The organism is Vicinamibacterales bacterium, from assembly GCA_035699745.1.
In the GTDB taxonomy this organism is placed as follows: domain Bacteria; phylum Acidobacteriota; class Vicinamibacteria; order Vicinamibacterales; family 2-12-FULL-66-21; genus JAICSD01.
Genome location: DASSPH010000071.1, coordinates 1 through 17,124, shown reverse-complemented (window position 1 = coordinate 17,124; position 17,124 = coordinate 1). Strand labels below are relative to the sequence as shown.

Sequence of the window (17,124 nt, the reverse complement as noted above, 5' to 3'; positions counted from 1 at the left end):
CCTCTGGAGCGGATCTCGCCGGACTGGAGAAACTTAGATAGTAGCGAAGCCCCTCCGCGACTGTCAATTGCGGGAGGAAAATCGCTATGCTATCGTGCGTCCCCCGCGGCCTCGACAACGCTGCGCCCAGGCTGTATCCATAGGGGCTCCAACCGAAGTTTTCCACAGCTGTGGAAAAAATTGTGGAAAAGCACGGGGGCGAAAGTCCGAAATAGCCCGTAAATGGCGCGCAAAACGTGAGCTCGTCGGTTCCGCTCCCTCGAAGGAACAGGTTACCCCGGGGCGAAAGGTCCCGATTACTTAAATGTCCGGCAGCAATATTTGGGATCAAGTTCTCACCCGGATCGAGACCAAGGTCAACCGGCACAGCTTCTACACCTGGTTCAAGCCCACGGCCTTCCTCGCCGAGCGTGATGGCGCGATCCGCGTCCGCGTCCCCAACGCGCTGTTTCGCGACTGGCTGACGAAGCACTACGCCGCCGTCATCGACGAAGCGCTCGCCGAAGTGCAGCGGCCCGGCCAACCGGTCGCGTTCGTGACCGAAGACGTTCCGGCGCCGGTGGCGCCCGAGATTCCGTCTCCGGAACCAGAGCCCGACGATCTCGAGACCGGCGAGGGAGAGCTCGGCACCCTCAGTGCCCGCTACTCGTTCGACACGTTCATCGTCGGTCCGTCGAACCAGTTCGCGCACGCCGCCTGCCGCGCGGTGGCGGAAGCGCCGTCGCGCTCGTACAACCCGCTGTTCATCTACGGCGGCGTCGGTCTCGGCAAGACGCACTTGATGCACGCCATCGGCCACTACGTCGTCACGCACCTGAAGAACCTGAAGCTCACTTACATCTCGTCCGAGCGCTTCATGAACGAGATGATCAACGCGGTGCGCTACGACCGCATTCTCGATTTCCGCGAACGCTATCGCAGCGTCGACGTGCTGCTCGTGGACGACGTGCAGTTCCTCGCCGGGAAGGAAGGCACGCAGACGGAGTTCTTCCACACGTTCAACGCGCTGTACGACTCGCAGAAGCAGATCGTCATCAGCTCCGACTGCCCGCCGCACGAGATTCCCCAGCTCGAGGAGCGGCTGCGCTCGCGATTCGAGTGGGGCCTGATTGCCGACATCCAGCCGCCGGATCTCGAGACGAAGACCGCGATCCTCAAGCGCAAGGCCGAGACCGAAGGGCTGCACCTGCCCGACAACGTGGCGATCTACATTGCCGGCAAGATCAAGTCGAACATCCGGGAGCTCGAAGGATCGCTGATCCGGCTGATCGCGTACGCGTCGCTGACCGGCCGCGAGATCACCCTGGCGCTCGCGCAGGACGTGCTGCGCAACGTGCTGCAGAACGACGACCGCGCGGTGACGATCGAAGGGGTGCAGAAGGCGGTGGCGGATCACTACTCGCTGAAAGTCGCGGAACTGAAGTCGAAGAACAACTCGAAATCCGTGGCGATGCCGCGGCAGATCGCGATGTATCTGTGCAAGACGCTCACGAACGCGTCGCTGCCGGAAATCGGCAAGAGCTTCGGCGGCAAGCACCACTCGACCGTGATCCACTCGATCCGCAAGGTGGAGGATCTCCGGCAGAAGGACGGAGATTTCAACACGCTTATCAACAACCTGCTCGAGTCGTTCCGCTAGGGTTTGCCGCGTCCGGCGGGGCGGGCGGCGGGATTTCCACAGCATGCGGCCCGGCTCGACTGTGGGTGGATTGCGGGTTTTCGGAAGGACCAAAACGTCCACAGGCGGAGGCTGGAAAACCCGCCGCGGTACCGGAATCGCGTCCACAGCCTAAATGACAGATTCTGAAAGGGTAATTGTCCGTAAAAGGCTTTTCCACAGCACCTCTTTTTTGTTATAATTCTTTGTTCCTGTTTCTCTCCTCATAACTTAGAGATCAACCACAATGGAATTGGTCGTCCGCAAGACCGATCTGCTTCGCGAACTGCAACTCTTCCAGGGCATCGTCGAGCGCAAGAACACGATTCCGATTCTTGCCAACGTGCTGCTCGACGCCACCGGCGCGGAAGTGAGGATGCTCGCGACGGATCTCGAGGTTGGTCTGCGCAGCAAGTGTCCGGCGACGGTGTCGAAGACCGGATCGCTGACGCTGCCGGCGAAGAAGCTGTACGAGATCGTCAAGGCGCTGCCCGAGACGGACGTGCGGATCGAGGAGGACAAAGGGGGCGTCAAGGTCGCGGCGGACCGCTTCGACTCGCGGATGCAGACGCTGCCGCGCGAGGACTTCCCGACCCTGCCCGACGCCAGCGGCGCGGTCAGCGCGCAGCTGCCGCGCGACGCGGTGCGCCAGATGATCGCCAAGACGCAGTTTGCGATCACCGGCGAAGACACGCGCTACTTCCTCAACGGCGCGCTGTTCCTGCTGCGCGGCGATTCGCTCGGCCTGGTGTCGACCGACGGCCATCGCCTCGCCCACATCACGGTGCCGCGCGACAAGTCGAAGGCCGGCAAGGCAGCGAAGGCGGGTGACACCGACGAGAACCGCGTCATCCTTCCGCGCAAGACGCTGCTGGAGCTCGGGCGCCTGCTCGCCGAAGGGGGCGAGGGGGACATCCAGTACGAGCGCGGCGAGAATCATCTGTTCTTCGGCGTCGGCGACCGGCTGCTGATCTCGCGGATGATCGACGGACAGTTCCCCGCCTTCGAGCGGGTGATTCCGAAGAACAACGACAAGCACGTCGAGTTCGATCGCGACCGGCTCACCAGCGCGGTGAAGCGCGTCGCGCTGCTCTCGAACGAGCGGTCGCGCGCGGTGAAGTTCCAGATCGACAAGGGCAAGGTCGAGATCGCCTCGAGCAGTCCGGAGTTCGGCGAGGCGAAGGAAGTCCTGATGGTCGACTACGCGGCGGCGCCGGTCACCATCTGTTTCAACGCGCAGTACGTGCTGGACTTCCTCGGCGTGGTCGAGACCGACACCGTGTCGCTCGACTTCAAGGACGAGATGAGCCAGGCCGTGCTCAAGCCCGTGGGCGGCGAAGGCTACGAATACACCTACGTCATCATGCCGATGAGGATTTGAGAATTTGGCGATTTCCAAATTTCCAAATTCCCAAACTTCCAGATTCTGAATGAACCAGTCGCACGAATCGAACCAGCAGCACCCAGAGGTTTCATCCGGCACGAACGGTAACGGCTCCGGCGCCGACTACGGGGCCGCGCAGATCAAGGTCCTCGAAGGGCTCGAGGCGGTCCGCAAGCGTCCCGCCATGTACATCGGGTCCACGGGCGCACCCGGCCTGCACCATCTGGTCTACGAGATCGTCGACAACTCGATCGACGAGGCGCTCGCCGGCCACTGCGATCAGGTCAACGTCACGATCCACATCGACAACTCCGTCACGGTGGTCGACAACGGCCGCGGCATCCCGGTCGATCTTCACGAGAGCGGAAAGTCGGCGGCCGAGGTCGTCCTCACCGTGCTGCACGCCGGCGGCAAGTTCGACAACGACAGCTACAAGGTCTCCGGCGGCCTGCACGGCGTCGGCGTCTCGGTCGTCAACGCCCTGTCCGAGCTCCTCGAGCTGGAGATCTGGCGCAACGGCCAGGTCTACCAGCAGAACTACGAGCGCGGCGTGCCCGCCGGGGAGCTCGAAGTCACCGGCACGACGAAGAAGCGCGGCACCAAGATCACCTTCAAGCCGGACGCGCAGATCTTCGAGACCACGGAATACAGCTTCGACACGCTGGCCACGCGCCTGCGCGAGCTCGCCTTCCTCAACGGCGGCGTCACCATCACCATCGACGACGAGCGCGACGGCAAGTCGCACAAGTTCCTCTACGAAGGGGGCATCGTCTCGTTCGTCGAGTACCTGAACCAGAACAAGGCGGCGGTTCACGAGAAGCCGATTTACTCGCGCGGCGAGAAGGACGGCATCGACGTCGAGATCGCGATGCAGTGGAACGACGGCTACGCCGAGACGCTCTACTCGTTCGCCAACAACATCAACACCCACGAAGGCGGCACCCACCTGTCGGGCTTCCGCGCCGCGCTGACCCGGACGGTGAACTCGTACGCCGCGAAGAACAACCTGACCAAGGATCTGAAAGACGCGACGATCAGCGGCGACGACATCCGCGAAGGGCTCACCGCCGTGATCAGCGTCAAGATCCCGCGGCCGCAGTTCGAGGGGCAGACCAAGACCAAGCTGGGCAACACCGAGGTGAAGGGCATCGTCGAGACCATCGTCAACGACAAGCTCGGCGCCTTCCTCGAGCAGAATCCCAACGTCGCCAAGCGGGTCATCGCCAAGGCCGTCGACGCGGCGCGGGCGCGCGAAGCCGCCCGCAAGGCGCGCGATCTGGTGCGGCGGAAGGGGGCGCTCGACAGCAGCGCGCTGCCGGGCAAGCTCGCCGACTGCCAGGAGCGCGATCCCGCGCTGAGCGAGATCTACATCGTCGAAGGCGAGTCCGCAGGCGGGTCAGCCAAGCAGGGGCGCGACCGCCGGTTCCAGGCGATCCTGCCGATCAAGGGCAAGATCCTCAACGTCGAGAAGGCGCGCTTCGACAAGATGCTGAGCAGCGACGAGATCAAGACCATGATCGCCGCGCTCGGCACCAGCATCGGCACCGAGGACTTCGATCTCGGCAAGCTGCGCTACCACCGGATCATCATCATGACCGACGCGGACGTGGACGGCTCCCACATCCGCACGCTGCTGCTGACCTTCTTCTACCGGCAGATGCGGCCGCTGGTGGATTCCGGCTTCGTCTACATCGCGCAGCCGCCGCTGTTCCGCGCCAAGCGGGGGCGGACGGAAACGTTCATCCGCGACGAGCGGCAGCTCGAGGCGTGGCTGATCCGCCGCGCGGTCGAATCGCGGACGCTGGTGCTCCCCGACGGCGCGGAGATCAGCGGGCCGGCGCTCGAGCAGAAGCTCGAGAAGCTGATCACCTTCCGCAAGCTGCTCCAGGTGGTCGAGCGCCGCGGTCCGACCCGCGACGTGATCATCGCGCTCCTGGAACAGGGCTTCCGCGGCAGCGAGAAGGCGTTCTTCACCGATCGCGACCGGCTGCAGGGGTTCGCCGATTCGCTGCACACCAAGACGCGCTCGGCGAGCGTCCAGCCCGACGAAGAGCACCAGGCCTTCGGCCTGGTCATCGAGGACCGCAGCGGCGGCTACCCGAAATACCACCGCGTCGATCTCGACTTCGCGCTCACCAGCGAGTTCCGGACGCTCTCGAACAGCTTCAACGACGTCCGCGACATCAAGGCGCCGATGCTGGTGAAGAGCAGCGGCGCGGCGCCGGACGCGGAGGCCGACGAGGCGGCGGCGGAAGACGCGGGGCAGGCGACCGCGGGAGAGACGGCGATCGGCGGCGTTCCGCTCGACGAAGCCACCAGGCTCGCCGCCGAGCCGAAGATTCCCGACGCGAGCTCGATGCCGGGCGTCGTCAAGGCGGCGGCGAAGTCGAAGGAGCACGACGTCAAGGTCGAGTCGCTCGACGAGCTGGTCGAGTTCTTCATCGCCGCCGGCAAGAAGGGCATCGCGGTGAACCGCTACAAGGGCCTCGGCGAGATGAACCCGGACACGCTGTGGGAGACCACGATGGATCCGGCCAAGCGGACGCTGCTGCAGGTGAAGGCCGAGGATCACCCGGCCGCGGACCTGATGTTCACCACGCTGATGGGCGACCAGGTGGAACCGCGGCGCAAGTTCATCGAAGACAACGCGCTCGACGTCAAGAATCTCGACATCTAGCCGGCTTCAGCCCGCGCCGCCGAGCCGGCGCGCCAACTGGTTCACTGCATGAGCGATCTCACCACCAAAGTACCGGTCAACATCGAAGACGAGATGAAGCGCTCGTACATGGATTACGCGATGAGCGTAATCATCGGACGAGCGCTGCCCGACGCCCGCGACGGCCTGAAGCCGGCGCACCGCCGCGTGCTCTACGGCATGCGGACGATGGGGCTGTCGAGCACCCGCGCCTACCGCAAGTGCGCCAAGATCGTCGGCGAGGTGATGGGCAACTACCATCCCCACGGCGACGCCTCGATCTACGACACGCTGGTCCGCCTCGCGCAGGACTTCAACATGCGCTATCTCCTGGTCGACGGCCAGGGGAACTTCGGCTCGGTCGACGGCGATCCGCCGGCGGCGATGCGCTACACCGAGGCGCGCCCCGAGGCGATGGCCGAGGCGATGATGGCGGATCTCGACAAGGAGACCGTCGACTTCGTCCCCAACTACGACGAGACCACCGAAGAACCGACCGTCCTGCCGACGACGTTTCCGAACCTGCTGGTGAACGGCTCGGCGGGAATTGCCGTCGGGATGGCGACCAACATCCCGCCGCACAACATGCGCGAGGTGATCGACGGCTGCCTCGCCGCCATCGAGCAGCGGGCGCAGCCGCGCGAGACGCGCAAGAAGGCGATCCTGCGCGCCGTTTCGGGCCCCGATTTCCCGACCGGCGGCATCATCGTCGGCCGCACCGGCATCTTCCAGGCCTATACCGAGGGACGCGGCTCGATCACCGTCCGGGCGCGGGTCACCACCGAGGAATCGAAGAAGGGGGACAAGACGTCCCTGGTCGTCACCGAGATTCCGTATCAGGTGAACAAGAAGCGGCTGCTCGAGAACATCGCCGAGCTGCACCGCGACAAGACCGTCGAGGGCATCGCCGATCTGCGCGACGAATCCGATCGCGACGGCATGCGCATCGTCGTCGAGCTGAAGCGCGGCGAGGTGCCGGAGGTCGTGCTCAACAACCTCTACAAGCACACCCAGCTGCAGACCACCTTCGGCATCATCATGCTGGCGATCGCCGGCGGCCGCCCGCGAGTGATGCCGCTGCTCGACATCATCGAGCACTTCGTCGAGTTCCGCCGCGAAGTCGTCAGGCGGCGGACCGAGTTCGAGCTGCGCAAGGCGGAAGCGCGCGCCCACATCCTCGAAGGGCTGAAGATCGCGCTCGATCACCTCGACGAGGTGATCAGGCTGATCCGCGGATCGAAGAGCCCTGCCGAAGCGCGCGACGGGCTGATCGGCCAGTTCGGCCTGTCCCAGGTGCAGGCCCAGGCGATCCTCGACATGCAGCTGCAGCGCCTCACCGGCCTGGAGCGCCAGAAGATCCTCGACGAGCTGCTCGAGCTGATGAAGACGATCGAGCGGCTGCGCGCGATCCTCTCGAGCGAGGAGCTGCTGATTCAGCTCGTCGTCGGCGAGCTGCAGGCGGTGCGCGACAAGTTCGGCGACGAGCGCCGCACCGAGATCATCGACGAGAGCGGCGAGCTGCGGATCGAAGACCTGATCGCCGACGAAGACATGGCGATCACGGTCACCAGCACCGGCTACATCAAGCGCACCCCGATCTCGACCTATCGCGCGCAACGGCGCGGCGGCAAGGGGCGGATCGGCATGCGCACGCGCGAAGAGGACTACGTCAGCCACCTGTTCGTCGCCTCGACGCACGCCTACATCATGATCTTCACCGACCGCGGCCGCGCCTACTGGCTGAAGGTCCACGAAGTGCCGGACGTCGGCCCCGGCGGCAAGGGGAAGGCGATCGTCAACCTGGTGCAGTTCGAATCGCCGGACGAGAAGATCGCGGCGCTGCTCGCCGTCAAGGACTTTCCCGAGCAGGACGATCAGCAGTACGTCGTCATGGGGACCCGCAAGGGCACGATCAAGAAGACCGATCTGACCGCGTTCAGCAATCCGCGCCCGAGCGGCATCATCGCCATCGGGATCGAGGAAGGGGACGCCGTCATCGCCGTCGAGATCTCGGACGGCAAGGAACAGATCTTCATCGGCACCCGCGACGGCATGGCGATCCGCTTCGACGAGACCGACGTGCGCGCGATGGGCCGCACCGCCTACGGCGTCCGCGGCATCACGCTGCGCGAGGGGGACGAAGTGGTGGCGATGGAGGTCGTCCGCGAGGGAGGCACCGTCCTCACCGTCGCGCAGAACGGCTACGGCAAGCGCACCGGCCTCGACGAGTACCGCCTGCAGTCGCGCGGCGGGGTCGGCATCATCAACATCCAGACCTCCGACCGCAACGGCAAGGTGGTCGGCATCGCCTACGTGCACGACGACGACGAGCTGATGCTGATCTCGCAGCAGGGCATGATCCTGCGCATGAAGGCCGGGGACATCCGGGTCATCGGCCGCGCGACGCAGGGGGTGCGGCTGATCGAGATGGAGGAGGGAGACGCGGTCGTCTCGGTCGCGAAACTCGCCGAACGGGAGGAACCGGAGGAGGGAACGGAGGAGGGAACGGAGGAGGGAACGGTTTCTTGACCGGAGCAACGGAGGCAACGGAGGGGAACGGAGCAAAAACGGGTCTGCTCTCGAGCGTGTCAGAAATTTTGTGTGTGGGGCACGCATGAGGAGAGCCTATCCCCGTGCCCCGAACGGCAGCGGCCGCCGGCGGAGAAACTGGCGCCCGTTCCCAACGAGATCCTCGACCACTTTTGCGTCCTGATTGCCGTCTGACTCCTGCTCCGTTCCCGTCCGTTCCCTGTCTAAGCGGGCTCCAGTTTCGCGAACCTGGCCAGCAGCTTCTTCTGCCCGACTGAGTTGAAGCGCACGGTGATCTTGTAGTCGTCCGTGTGCTCCTCGACCGCGAGCACCGTCCCCACCCCGAATTGCGCGTGCCGCACCCGCATGCCGACGCGGACGCCGGTGACGGACTGATCCTCGTCCTCGTAGCGCGGCGCCTCCTCCTTGAAGCGGGCGGGCCGCCCGCCGCGGCCGTACGGGTTGGTCCTGAACTCGTAGTGCGCGTGCGCAAAACTGGTCTGGCTCGATGAATACGCCGGCGTGATGCGCTCGACCAGCTCGGCGGGCACTTCGTCCAGGAACCGCGACGGCTCGGTCGACTGGTATTCGCCGAAGAACCGCCGGCGCGCCGCCCCGGTCAGGAACAGCCGGCTCTCGGCGCGGGTCATGCCGACGTAGAAGAGCCGCCGCTCCTCCTCGAGTTCGTCCTGGTCCTCGGACGACCGGGAATGCGGGAACAGGTTCTCCTCCATCCCCGCGATGAACACGACGGGGAACTCGAGCCCCTTGGCGGCGTGCATCGACATCAGCCAGACGCGCGCGTTCTTGGTCCCCTGCTCCTCGTCCGCTTCCGACAGCAGCGACAACCGATCGACGAATCCGCCCAGCGACGCCTCGGCGTCGTGGGACTCGTAATCGCGTGCCGCGGAGACGAGCTCCATCAGGTTCTCCGTCCGCTCGTTCGCTTCCTCGGTGTTCTCGTCGCGCAGGTCCTTCAGGTAGCCCGAGCGGTCCAGCATCTTCCCGATGGCAATCGACACCGAGTCGGTCGCGGCGTCGTGCGCGAGGCCGACGATGAGATCCCTGAAGGCCCGGAGGGACGCGACGGCGCGGCTGGCCAGCTTGTTCTCGTCGACCGCGTAGACCAGCCTTGCCCACAGCGACCGCGCGGAGCTGACCTCGGCGAGCCCGGCGGCGAGCAGCGGCGGCGCGTCTGCGGCGATCCGGTCCGGGTCGATCGCCTGGAGCGAGTCCATGACCCCCTTGCCGACGCCGCGCGCCGGCACGTTGATCACCCTCCGCAGGCTCACGTCGTCGTGCGGATTGATGATCAGCTTCAGGTAGGCGAGGGCGTCCTTGATCTCCTTCCGCTCGTAGAAGCGGACGCCGCCGATGATTTTGTACGGGATCGACTCCCGCATCAGCTGATCTTCGATGGCGCGCGACTGCGCGTTGGTGCGGTAGAGCACCGCCATCATCGTGTCGACGTCCTCGGCCCGGGCCTGCTTGATCGATCTGGTGATGAAGTCGGCCTCTTCCAGTTCGTCGCCGCCGCGGAAGTAGACGATCTTGCGGCCGCCCTTGCGATCCGTCCATAGCCGCTTGTCCTTGCGGTTGCGGTTCTGCTGAATGACCGCGGTGGCGGCATCGAGGATGACCTGCGTCGAGCGGTAGTTCTGCTCCAGACGGACGATCCTGGCGTCACCGAAATCGGTTTCGAAGTCCAGGATGTTGCGCAGGTCGGCGCCGCGCCACTTGTAGATCGACTGGTCCGGGTCGCCGACGACCGCGAGATTGCGGTGCGACTCGGCGAGGCGCTTGATGAGCATGTACTGCGGCCGGTTGGTGTCCTGGTACTCGTCGACCATCACGTACTTGAACTTCCGGCCGTAGCGCTCCCGCACCTGCGCCGACGTCTCGAACAGCTCGACGGTCTTCAGCAGCAGGTCGTCGAAGTCGAGCGCGTTGCTCTCGCGGAGCGCGGTCAGGTACTTCTCGTAGATGCGCGCAATCTGTTCGTCGCGCAGGTTCCACGCGCCGCGCAGCGAATCCGGGCCTTCCATCCGGTTCTTCGCCTGGCTGATCCGCGACAGCGCGACCCGCGGCGGCACCAGCTTGTCGTCGATGCCGAGCTCGCGCGACGCCTGCTTCACGACCGACACCTGGTCCGACGAGTCGTAGATGACGAAGTCGCGCGAGAGCCCGATGTGCGGCGCTTCACGGCGCAGCAGCCTGGCGCACAACGAGTGGAACGTCGACAGCCACACGCCGTTGGCGTCGTCGCCGAGCACCGCTTCCACGCGCTCGCGCATTTCCCCCGCGGCCTTGTTGGTGAACGTGACCGCGAGCACCTCGTCCGCGCGGGCGTGGCCGTTGCCGATCAGGTAAGCGATGCGGAACGTGATCACCCGGGTCTTGCCGGAACCGGCGCCGGCGAGGATCAGCAACGGACCGTCGGTGTGCAGCACGGCTTCGCGCTGTTCCGGGTTGAGCTTGTCGAGGAAGGTCATGGGGAGGAGCTTTCAGTATAGCGGTGCTTGCGTCGGAGGTTCGAGGTGCGAGGCTCGAGGCTCGAGGTGCGAGGCTCGAGGTGCGTGGCGCGGAACTTGAAAACCACGGTTGTATGAGCAAACACAACAACGTCAACCCTGGACAGTACAAAGTCGGCGGCCGGTTGCGTCCTGGTGACGACAGCACGAAGCAGCAGGAGGCCAAGGCGGAGGCCTCCAAGCTCGAACACGAGCTGCGTGAACAGAGTCGCGGACGCAGGCAAGACTCACAGCAGGACGACGATAACGGCTGACCCGGCGCGGACGGCGCGCCGTTACGAATGCCGCAAGTTCTGCGATGCGGATCTGGTCCCGGTACGATCCTCCTGCGTACGTCGCCACGTAACCGACTGATTTCGAGACGAGCGGCAACCCGCGTCGCAAATGATCTGCCAAACTGGCCGGCACCCTCTGCCCTCGAGCGCCGTGCTACGATCGCCGTTCCATGGCGGCCACCTTGTTCGACAAAGTGTGGGCGGCGCACGAAGTGCGGCGGCTCCCGACCGGCCAGAGCCAACTGTTCATCGGCCTGCACCTCATTCACGAAGTCACCACGCCTCAGGCGTTCGACATGCTGCGCGCGCGGGGGCTCGGCGTGGCGATGCCGGAGCGGACGATCGCGACCGTCGACCACATCGTGCCGACGCTCGATCAGCGGCGCCCGTTCGTCGACCTCATGGCCGAAGACATGCTCTCCGCCCTCGAGCGGAACTGCCGCGAGCACGGCATCAGGCTGCTCGGCATCGACAGCGGCCACCAGGGCATCGTCCACGTGATCGGCCCCGAGCTGGGGCTCACGCAGCCGGGCATGACCATCGCCTGCGGCGACAGTCACACCTCCACCCACGGCGCGTTCGGCGCGGTGGCGTTCGGCATCGGCACGTCGCAGGTGCGCGACGTTCTCGCATCCCAGTGCCTCGCGATGGAGCCGCTGAAAGTGCGCCGCATCGACGTGAAAGGGCGCCTGGGGCGCGGCGTCTACGCCAAGGACGTGATTCTCGAGATCATCCGCCGCCTCGGCGTGAAGGGGGGCGCGGGGTACGCGTACGAGTACGGCGGGGACGCCGTCGATCGCATGTCGATGGACGAGCGGATGACGATCTGCAACATGTCGATCGAGGGTGGCGCCCGCGTCGGCTACGTCAACCCGGACGAGACCACCTTCGACTACCTGCGCGGACGGCAGTACGCCCCGCAAGGGGATGCGTTCGATCGGGCGACGTCGTGGTGGAAGTCGATCGCGTCCGATCCCGACGCGCGCTATGACGATCGCGTGGAGCTCGACGCCGCGTCGATCCAGCCGACCGTCACCTGGGGGATCAACCCGGGTCAGTCGGTCGCGATCGGCGAACGGCTGCCGGAACAGGCGGACGCGGAGGCGCTCGCCTTCATGGGCTTCCAACCCGGCCAGCCGATGAAGGGCACGAGGATCGACGTCGCGTTCGTCGGCTCGTGCACCAACGCCAGGCTCTCGGACCTCCGCGAGGCGGCTCGGATCGTCCGGGGGCAGCACGTCGCCTCGCACGTGAAAGCGCTGGTCGTTCCCGGCTCCCAGGCGGTTCGCGCCGCGGCGGAGCGCGAGGGGCTGGATCGCGTGTTCCTCGACGCCGGCTTCGAGTGGCGCGGCGCCGGCTGCTCGATGTGCCTGGCGATGAACCCCGATCGACTCCAGGGGCGCGAGATCTGCGCGTCCTCTTCGAATCGCAACTTCAAGGGACGGCAGGGCAGTCCAACCGGCCGCACGCTGCTGATGAGCCCGGCGATGGTTGCCGCCGCGGCCATCGCCGGCGAGCTGGTCGACGTCCGGGAGTTCGCGCCCGCGGAGCTCGTGCATGGCCGTTGAGCGCATCCGCGAGATTCGCGGCACCGCGATCCCGGTGCGCGGCGACGACATCGACACCGATCGCATCATCCCGGCGCGCTTCCTGAAGTCGATCACCTTCGAGGGGCTCGAGGCCCACCTCTTCGAAGACGACCGCCAGCAGCTGGGGGGCGCACATCCCGTGTCCAATCCAGCCTATGCCGATGCCGCCGTCATGCTGGTGAACGCCAACTTCGGCTGCGGATCGTCGCGCGAGCATGCGCCGCAGGCCATTCGCCGCCGCGGGATTCGCGTCGTGATCGGGCAGTCGTTCTCCGAGATCTTCTTCGGCAACTCGATCGCCCTCGGCATGCCGTGTCCGACGGCATCCGCCGAGGCGATGCAGGCGATGATGGCCGTCGCGGAACGCGATCCGTCGACCCCGTTCACCGTCGATCTGCAGTCGATGCGCGTCACGGCCGCGGGGCAGTCGTTCGCGATTGCGCTCCCTCCCTCGGCCCGCGAGGCGTTTCTCGACGGCAGCTGGGACGCGACCGGGCTGCTGCTGGACGACTTCGCCGCCGTGCGGGCGGTGGCGGCCCGCCTGCCGTACGTGGCAGGCGGCTGGTAAGATCCGCCATCCCGCAGTCACGCCGGTTTACCCTCGCCCTCCTGTCCATCGGCGCGCTGACGTTCGCCGCGGCGCTGTGGTACCGCCACGGTTTCGGGCTCACCGTCGACGAGCCGTTCATGGCGAACACCGCACGCCTGCCGTGGCGTGAGTTGTGGAACCGGCTCCCCCTCGACAATCTCCCGCTCGGATACCTCGCACTCAAGGGCTGGTCCGCCGTGTTCGGCGAATCGGAGTTCGCGCTGCGCGCGCTCTCGGCGTTGTGCTACGCGGCCGCCGCCGTTCTCGCCGGCCTGGCCGCCGGCCGCATCGCCGGAGCTGCAGCGGGGATCGGCGCGGCGCTGCTCATGGCGTCGAGCGATCGCCTCGGGCTCGAACACGCCGCGACCGTGCGGTCGTACGCACTCCTGGCCTTCATCGCCGCCCTGGCGCTGTGGCAAACGGTACGGTTGATCGACGACGCGTCTCGCGTGTCGCGGGTTCGCCTCGCGCTCCTGTGTCTGACCCACCTCGCGGGGGCGTTCACGCATCCAACCTACGTGCTGCTTGCCGCGAGCTATTCCCTTGGTGGGTTGCTGGCGGCGCCGCGCCAGCGCCTCGCGGCCGCGGCGCCGCTCGCCGCGATTGCCGTCTATCTCGCGCTCTGGGCGCCGGTGCTGATCGCGACCGTCAGGCTCGGGACGACGAGGTGGATGCAGGCGCCGTCGCCGCACGATCTCTACAACGCGGGCGCCCTGATCTGGGGTCTGCGCCCCGCGATCGTCGTCGCGATTCTCGCCGCCGGCGTCATCGCCGTACGGCGCGCGGCGCTCGCGCGGCTGTTCAGCAACCCGGCGGCGCGTTGGGTTGCGTTCTCGACCGCGACGGCCTGGGCGCTGCCGGTGGCGCTGTCGGTCTGGAAGCCGGTGTTCGAGGCGAGCCGAACACCGCTGATGCTGCTGCCGGCGACCTGCGTGGCGATCGCCGCCGTCCTCGCCCGCGGCAGCCGCGTGGCGCTCGCGGCCGGCGTTCTGGTATGTGCGGCCGCCGCGACGTACCGCATCGGCGCGCGGCCGCACGTCGATCCCGCCCCGAGCCGCGCCACGATCGCGGCCCTGCTGTCCCGAACGGCATGCGGCGACGTCGTGATCGCTCCCGGTGTGTCGGCGACGACGGCGGAGTACTACTTCCGGCGGCTCGGGGCGCCGCCGTGCGTGCAGCTCGTCGCGTTCCCGCGCGATGCCTACGACGTCTTTGCGGACTGGCCCGGACGGCTGGGCAACCCAGCGATCCGCAGCCGTCTCGAGAGGGAGGCCGATTCAGTCGCGCGCGGCGCGGCTGCCGGGCGCCGTGCGATATGGCTGATCGGACTCTCGACGTGGGAAACGCGTGAAGCCACGGCCATCGTCGAATCGGCGCTGCAGCAGGTGGCGGAGTGCGGCGATCCCGAACCGGCGCGAGGCGCGTTCATCGACAGCGTCCGGCGCTGCCGGCCGCGCTAACCGCCGGCGCGCACCACTTCCAGAAACGCCTCGGCGGCCCGGCTGCGTTCGCCGGTCCGCCTGAACACCAGACGCACCTGCCGCGGCGCCCCGAGCTCGGGCACCTTCACCGCGACGAGATGACCGCGCGCGATCTCGGTCAGCGCGCAGCGCCGCGGCAGCAGCGCGACCCCGATCCCCATCTCCACCGCGCGCTTGATCCCGTCGAGGCTCGGCAGCGAGATCTGGATGTTGATCGACGTATGCCGCCGCTCGTAGGCGCGCAGCACGCGGTCGCGCGTCGGCGACGGATCGTTGTGCGCGATGACGATCTGGCGGCCGACCTCCTCGATGGTCACGCGGCGGCGGCTGGCCAGCGGATGCTTGGGCGAGGTCAGCAGGACGATGTCGTCGCCGCCGAGCGGAATGGTCTGCACGCCGCGATCGGTCGGCTGGAAGGTGAGCACGCCGAAGTCGATGCTGCGGTCGAGGATGGCGCCGGCGATCTGACGCGACGGGACGCGACGCACCTCGACGGCGACCTGCGGGTGCAGCGACGCGAAGCGCTCCACGTGCGGCAGCAGCGTGTGTACCGCCGCCTCGTTGGCGCCGATGATGACCCGGCCGCGGCGCATCTGCTGCAGCTCCTGGACCGCGGTCTGCGCCTCGCTGGCCAGTCCCAGCAGCCGCTGGGCGTAATCCTGGAGCAGCTGGCCGGCCTCCGTCAGGGTCCCGTCGCGGGAGGAGCGGTCGAACAACCGCTCCCCGAGCTCGTCTTCGACGCGGCGGACCGCCTGGCTGATGGCGGGCTGGGTGCGGTTCAGGCGCCGGGCCGCGGCCGAAAAGCTCCGATCCGAGGCCACGGCGAGGAAAGCGGCGAGGTCGGCGAGCTGCATAAGCGTCCCTAATTCTAACCAAAGAACTATAAATTGGACTTGTGGCCCCGGGGGCCGCTACAAAGGTAGGCAGGAGTGACCCCATGTCTGGCAACCGGCTGACCATCTTCGACACCACGCTGCGGGACGGCGAGCAGGCCCCCGGCTTTTCGCTTCGCATCGACGAGAAGCTGAAGATGGCGCGGCAGTTGAAGACGCTCGGCGTCGACATCATCGAGGCCGGGTTCCCGATCGCCTCGGAGGCGGACGCGGAAGCGGTCCGCGCCATCTCGACGCACGTGCGGGGGCCGGTGATTGCCGCGCTGGCGCGCTGCCACTCCAAGGACGTCGAGCGCGCCGCCTGGGCGCTGACGCCGGCGCCGCGCCGCCGCATCCACGTCTTCATCGCCACCTCGGATCTGCACCTCGAGCGCAAGCTGCGCATCTCGCGCGACGAGTGCCTGCGCGTCGCCATGGCCGCCGTGCGCCTGGCGCGCAATTACACCGACGACGTGCAGTTCTCGGCCGAGGACGCAACCCGCACCGATCCCGACTTCCTGTGGCAGATGATCGAGGCGGTGATTCAGGCCGGCGCCAAGACGATCAATCTCCCCGATACCGTCGGCTACTCGACCCCCGACGAAGTCTCCTCGTTCTTCCAGAAGGTCATCGCCCGCGTCCCGAGCTCGGATCAGGTGACGTTCAGCGCGCACTGCCACGACGATCTCGGACTGGCGGTGGCCAACACGCTGTCGGCGATCAACTCCGGCGCGCGTCAGGTCGAGTGCACCGTCAACGGCATCGGCGAGCGCGCCGGCAACGCGTCACTCGAGGAAATCGTGATGGCGATCCGCGTGCGGGGCGATCGGCTGCCGTACCAGACCGGCGTCAACACCCGCGAGATCTTTGCCACGAGCCAGTTGCTCACCGCGCTCACCGGCGAGGGGGTGCAGGCGAACAAGGCGATCGTCGGCCGCAACGCCTTCGCGCACGAAGCCGGCATTCACCAGGACGGGATGCTGAAGGATCGCCGCACCTACGAGATCATGCGGCCCGAGGAGGTCGGCGTCAGCGCGACGCTGGTGCTGGGCAAGCATTCCGGCCGCCACGCGGTGCAGCGCCGCTGCGAGCAGATCGGCCACACCCTGGATCGCCCCACGCTCGACGCCGTCTACAAGGCGGTGATCGCCCACGCGGATCGCGAGAAAGTCGTGAGCGACGCCGACCTCGCCGCCATCGTCGCCGGCGCGACCGGCGGTGCCGCGACTCGCCCCGACACGGCCGCCATCCCCGCCGTGCACGACTTCACCGCCACCCCGGCCGAAGTCGGATACGGGCACGGGGTCTAGCCAGTTGGAAATTTGGTAATTTGGGAATTTGGCAATCTCCCAGATTTCCAAATTCCCAAACTTCCAAATTTCCAAATCTACTCGACCGTCACGCTCTTCGCCAGGTTTCTCGGCTGGTCGACGTCGCAGCCGCGGCGGACGGCAATGTGGTAGGCCAGCAGCTGCAGCGGCACCACCATCAGCACCGGCGTCAGCAGCGGATGCGCCGCCGG

At 66.7% G+C, this 17,124-nt stretch carries 11 protein-coding genes; 9 read left to right on the top strand and 2 right to left on the bottom strand.

Annotated elements, in window-relative coordinates:
* The first annotated feature begins 304 nt into the window (after nucleotides 1-304).
* The 4 genes from dnaA to gyrA all read left to right on the top strand — a co-directional run bounded on the left by dnaA (nucleotide 305) and on the right by gyrA (nucleotide 8,265).
* Nucleotides 305-1,639 (top strand): chromosomal replication initiator protein DnaA, encoded by a 1,335-nt coding sequence (gene dnaA, locus VFK57_17325; protein ID HET7697481.1) that lies wholly within the window; start codon nucleotides 305-307, stop codon nucleotides 1,637-1,639.
* 265 nt (nucleotides 1,640-1,904) lie between these two features.
* Nucleotides 1,905-3,038 carry a DNA polymerase III subunit beta gene (gene dnaN, locus VFK57_17320; protein HET7697480.1) on the top strand — a complete coding sequence of 378 codons (1,134 nt, stop codon included), beginning with the start codon at nucleotides 1,905-1,907 and terminating at the stop codon, nucleotides 3,036-3,038.
* Nucleotides 3,039-3,087: 49 nt separating this feature from the next.
* A complete protein-coding gene (gyrB, locus tag VFK57_17315) occupies nucleotides 3,088-5,718 on the top strand; it encodes a DNA topoisomerase (ATP-hydrolyzing) subunit B (protein HET7697479.1) in 2,631 nt (876 codons plus the stop codon).
* Between the two features lie 48 nt (nucleotides 5,719-5,766).
* A complete protein-coding gene (gyrA, locus tag VFK57_17310) occupies nucleotides 5,767-8,265 on the top strand; it encodes a DNA gyrase subunit A (GenBank protein HET7697478.1) in 2,499 nt (832 codons plus the stop codon).
* Between the two features lie 224 nt (nucleotides 8,266-8,489).
* On the opposite strand, the gene VFK57_17305 is transcribed toward gyrA, so the two are convergent.
* Nucleotides 8,490-10,757 (bottom strand): UvrD-helicase domain-containing protein, encoded by a 2,268-nt coding sequence (locus VFK57_17305; protein HET7697477.1) that lies wholly within the window; start codon nucleotides 10,755-10,757, stop codon nucleotides 8,490-8,492.
* 113 nt (nucleotides 10,758-10,870) lie between these two features.
* Here VFK57_17305 and VFK57_17300 point away from each other — a divergent pair, with 113 nt between their 5' ends.
* The 4 genes from VFK57_17300 to VFK57_17285 all read left to right on the top strand — a co-directional run bounded on the left by VFK57_17300 (nucleotide 10,871) and on the right by VFK57_17285 (nucleotide 14,709).
* On the top strand, nucleotides 10,871-11,050 hold the full coding sequence (locus VFK57_17300) for a hypothetical protein (GenBank protein HET7697476.1): 180 nt from the start codon (nucleotides 10,871-10,873) through the stop codon (nucleotides 11,048-11,050).
* 191 nt (nucleotides 11,051-11,241) lie between these two features.
* Nucleotides 11,242-12,639 carry a 3-isopropylmalate dehydratase large subunit gene (gene leuC / locus VFK57_17295; GenBank protein HET7697475.1) on the top strand — a complete coding sequence of 466 codons (1,398 nt, stop codon included), beginning with the start codon at nucleotides 11,242-11,244 and terminating at the stop codon, nucleotides 12,637-12,639.
* Entirely contained in the window at nucleotides 12,629-13,228 is a 600-nt protein-coding gene (locus VFK57_17290; GenBank protein ID HET7697474.1) for a 3-isopropylmalate dehydratase small subunit, read from the top strand. Before leuC ends, VFK57_17290 begins: the two co-directional genes overlap by 11 nt.
* A 119-nt stretch (nucleotides 13,229-13,347) precedes the next feature.
* Nucleotides 13,348-14,709 (top strand): glycosyltransferase family 39 protein, encoded by a 1,362-nt coding sequence (locus tag VFK57_17285; protein ID HET7697473.1) that lies wholly within the window; start codon nucleotides 13,348-13,350, stop codon nucleotides 14,707-14,709.
* Here the strand turns inward: VFK57_17285 and VFK57_17280 are convergent.
* On the bottom strand, nucleotides 14,706-15,584 hold the full coding sequence (locus VFK57_17280) for a LysR family transcriptional regulator (GenBank protein ID HET7697472.1): 879 nt from the start codon (nucleotides 15,582-15,584) through the stop codon (nucleotides 14,706-14,708). The two genes, VFK57_17285 and VFK57_17280, sit on opposite strands and share 4 nt — an antisense overlap.
* Before the next feature lie 83 nt (nucleotides 15,585-15,667).
* Between VFK57_17280 and VFK57_17275 the strand changes: the two genes are divergently transcribed.
* Nucleotides 15,668-16,912 carry a 2-isopropylmalate synthase gene (locus tag VFK57_17275; protein HET7697471.1) on the top strand — a complete coding sequence of 415 codons (1,245 nt, stop codon included), beginning with the start codon at nucleotides 15,668-15,670 and terminating at the stop codon, nucleotides 16,910-16,912.
* Nucleotides 16,913-17,124 lie beyond the last annotated feature (212 nt).

Excerpts from the sequence above, each read along its gene's own strand:
- dnaA (HET7697481.1), top strand. The coding sequence starts at position 305 with ATGTCCGGCAGCAATATTTGGGATCAAGTTCTCACCCGGATCGAGACC.
- dnaN (HET7697480.1), top strand. The coding sequence starts at position 1,905 with ATGGAATTGGTCGTCCGCAAGACCGATCTGCTTCGCGAACTGCAACTC.
- gyrB (HET7697479.1), top strand. The coding sequence starts at position 3,088 with ATGAACCAGTCGCACGAATCGAACCAGCAGCACCCAGAGGTTTCATCC.
- gyrA (HET7697478.1), top strand. The coding sequence starts at position 5,767 with ATGAGCGATCTCACCACCAAAGTACCGGTCAACATCGAAGACGAGATG.
- VFK57_17305 (HET7697477.1), bottom strand. The coding sequence starts at position 10,757 with ATGACCTTCCTCGACAAGCTCAACCCGGAACAGCGCGAAGCCGTGCTG.
- VFK57_17300 (HET7697476.1), top strand. The coding sequence starts at position 10,871 with ATGAGCAAACACAACAACGTCAACCCTGGACAGTACAAAGTCGGCGGC.
- leuC (HET7697475.1), top strand. The coding sequence starts at position 11,242 with ATGGCGGCCACCTTGTTCGACAAAGTGTGGGCGGCGCACGAAGTGCGG.
- VFK57_17290 (HET7697474.1), top strand. The coding sequence starts at position 12,629 with ATGGCCGTTGAGCGCATCCGCGAGATTCGCGGCACCGCGATCCCGGTG.
- VFK57_17285 (HET7697473.1), top strand. The coding sequence starts at position 13,348 with ATGGCGAACACCGCACGCCTGCCGTGGCGTGAGTTGTGGAACCGGCTC.
- VFK57_17280 (HET7697472.1), bottom strand. The coding sequence starts at position 15,584 with ATGCAGCTCGCCGACCTCGCCGCTTTCCTCGCCGTGGCCTCGGATCGG.
- VFK57_17275 (HET7697471.1), top strand. The coding sequence starts at position 15,668 with ATGTCTGGCAACCGGCTGACCATCTTCGACACCACGCTGCGGGACGGC.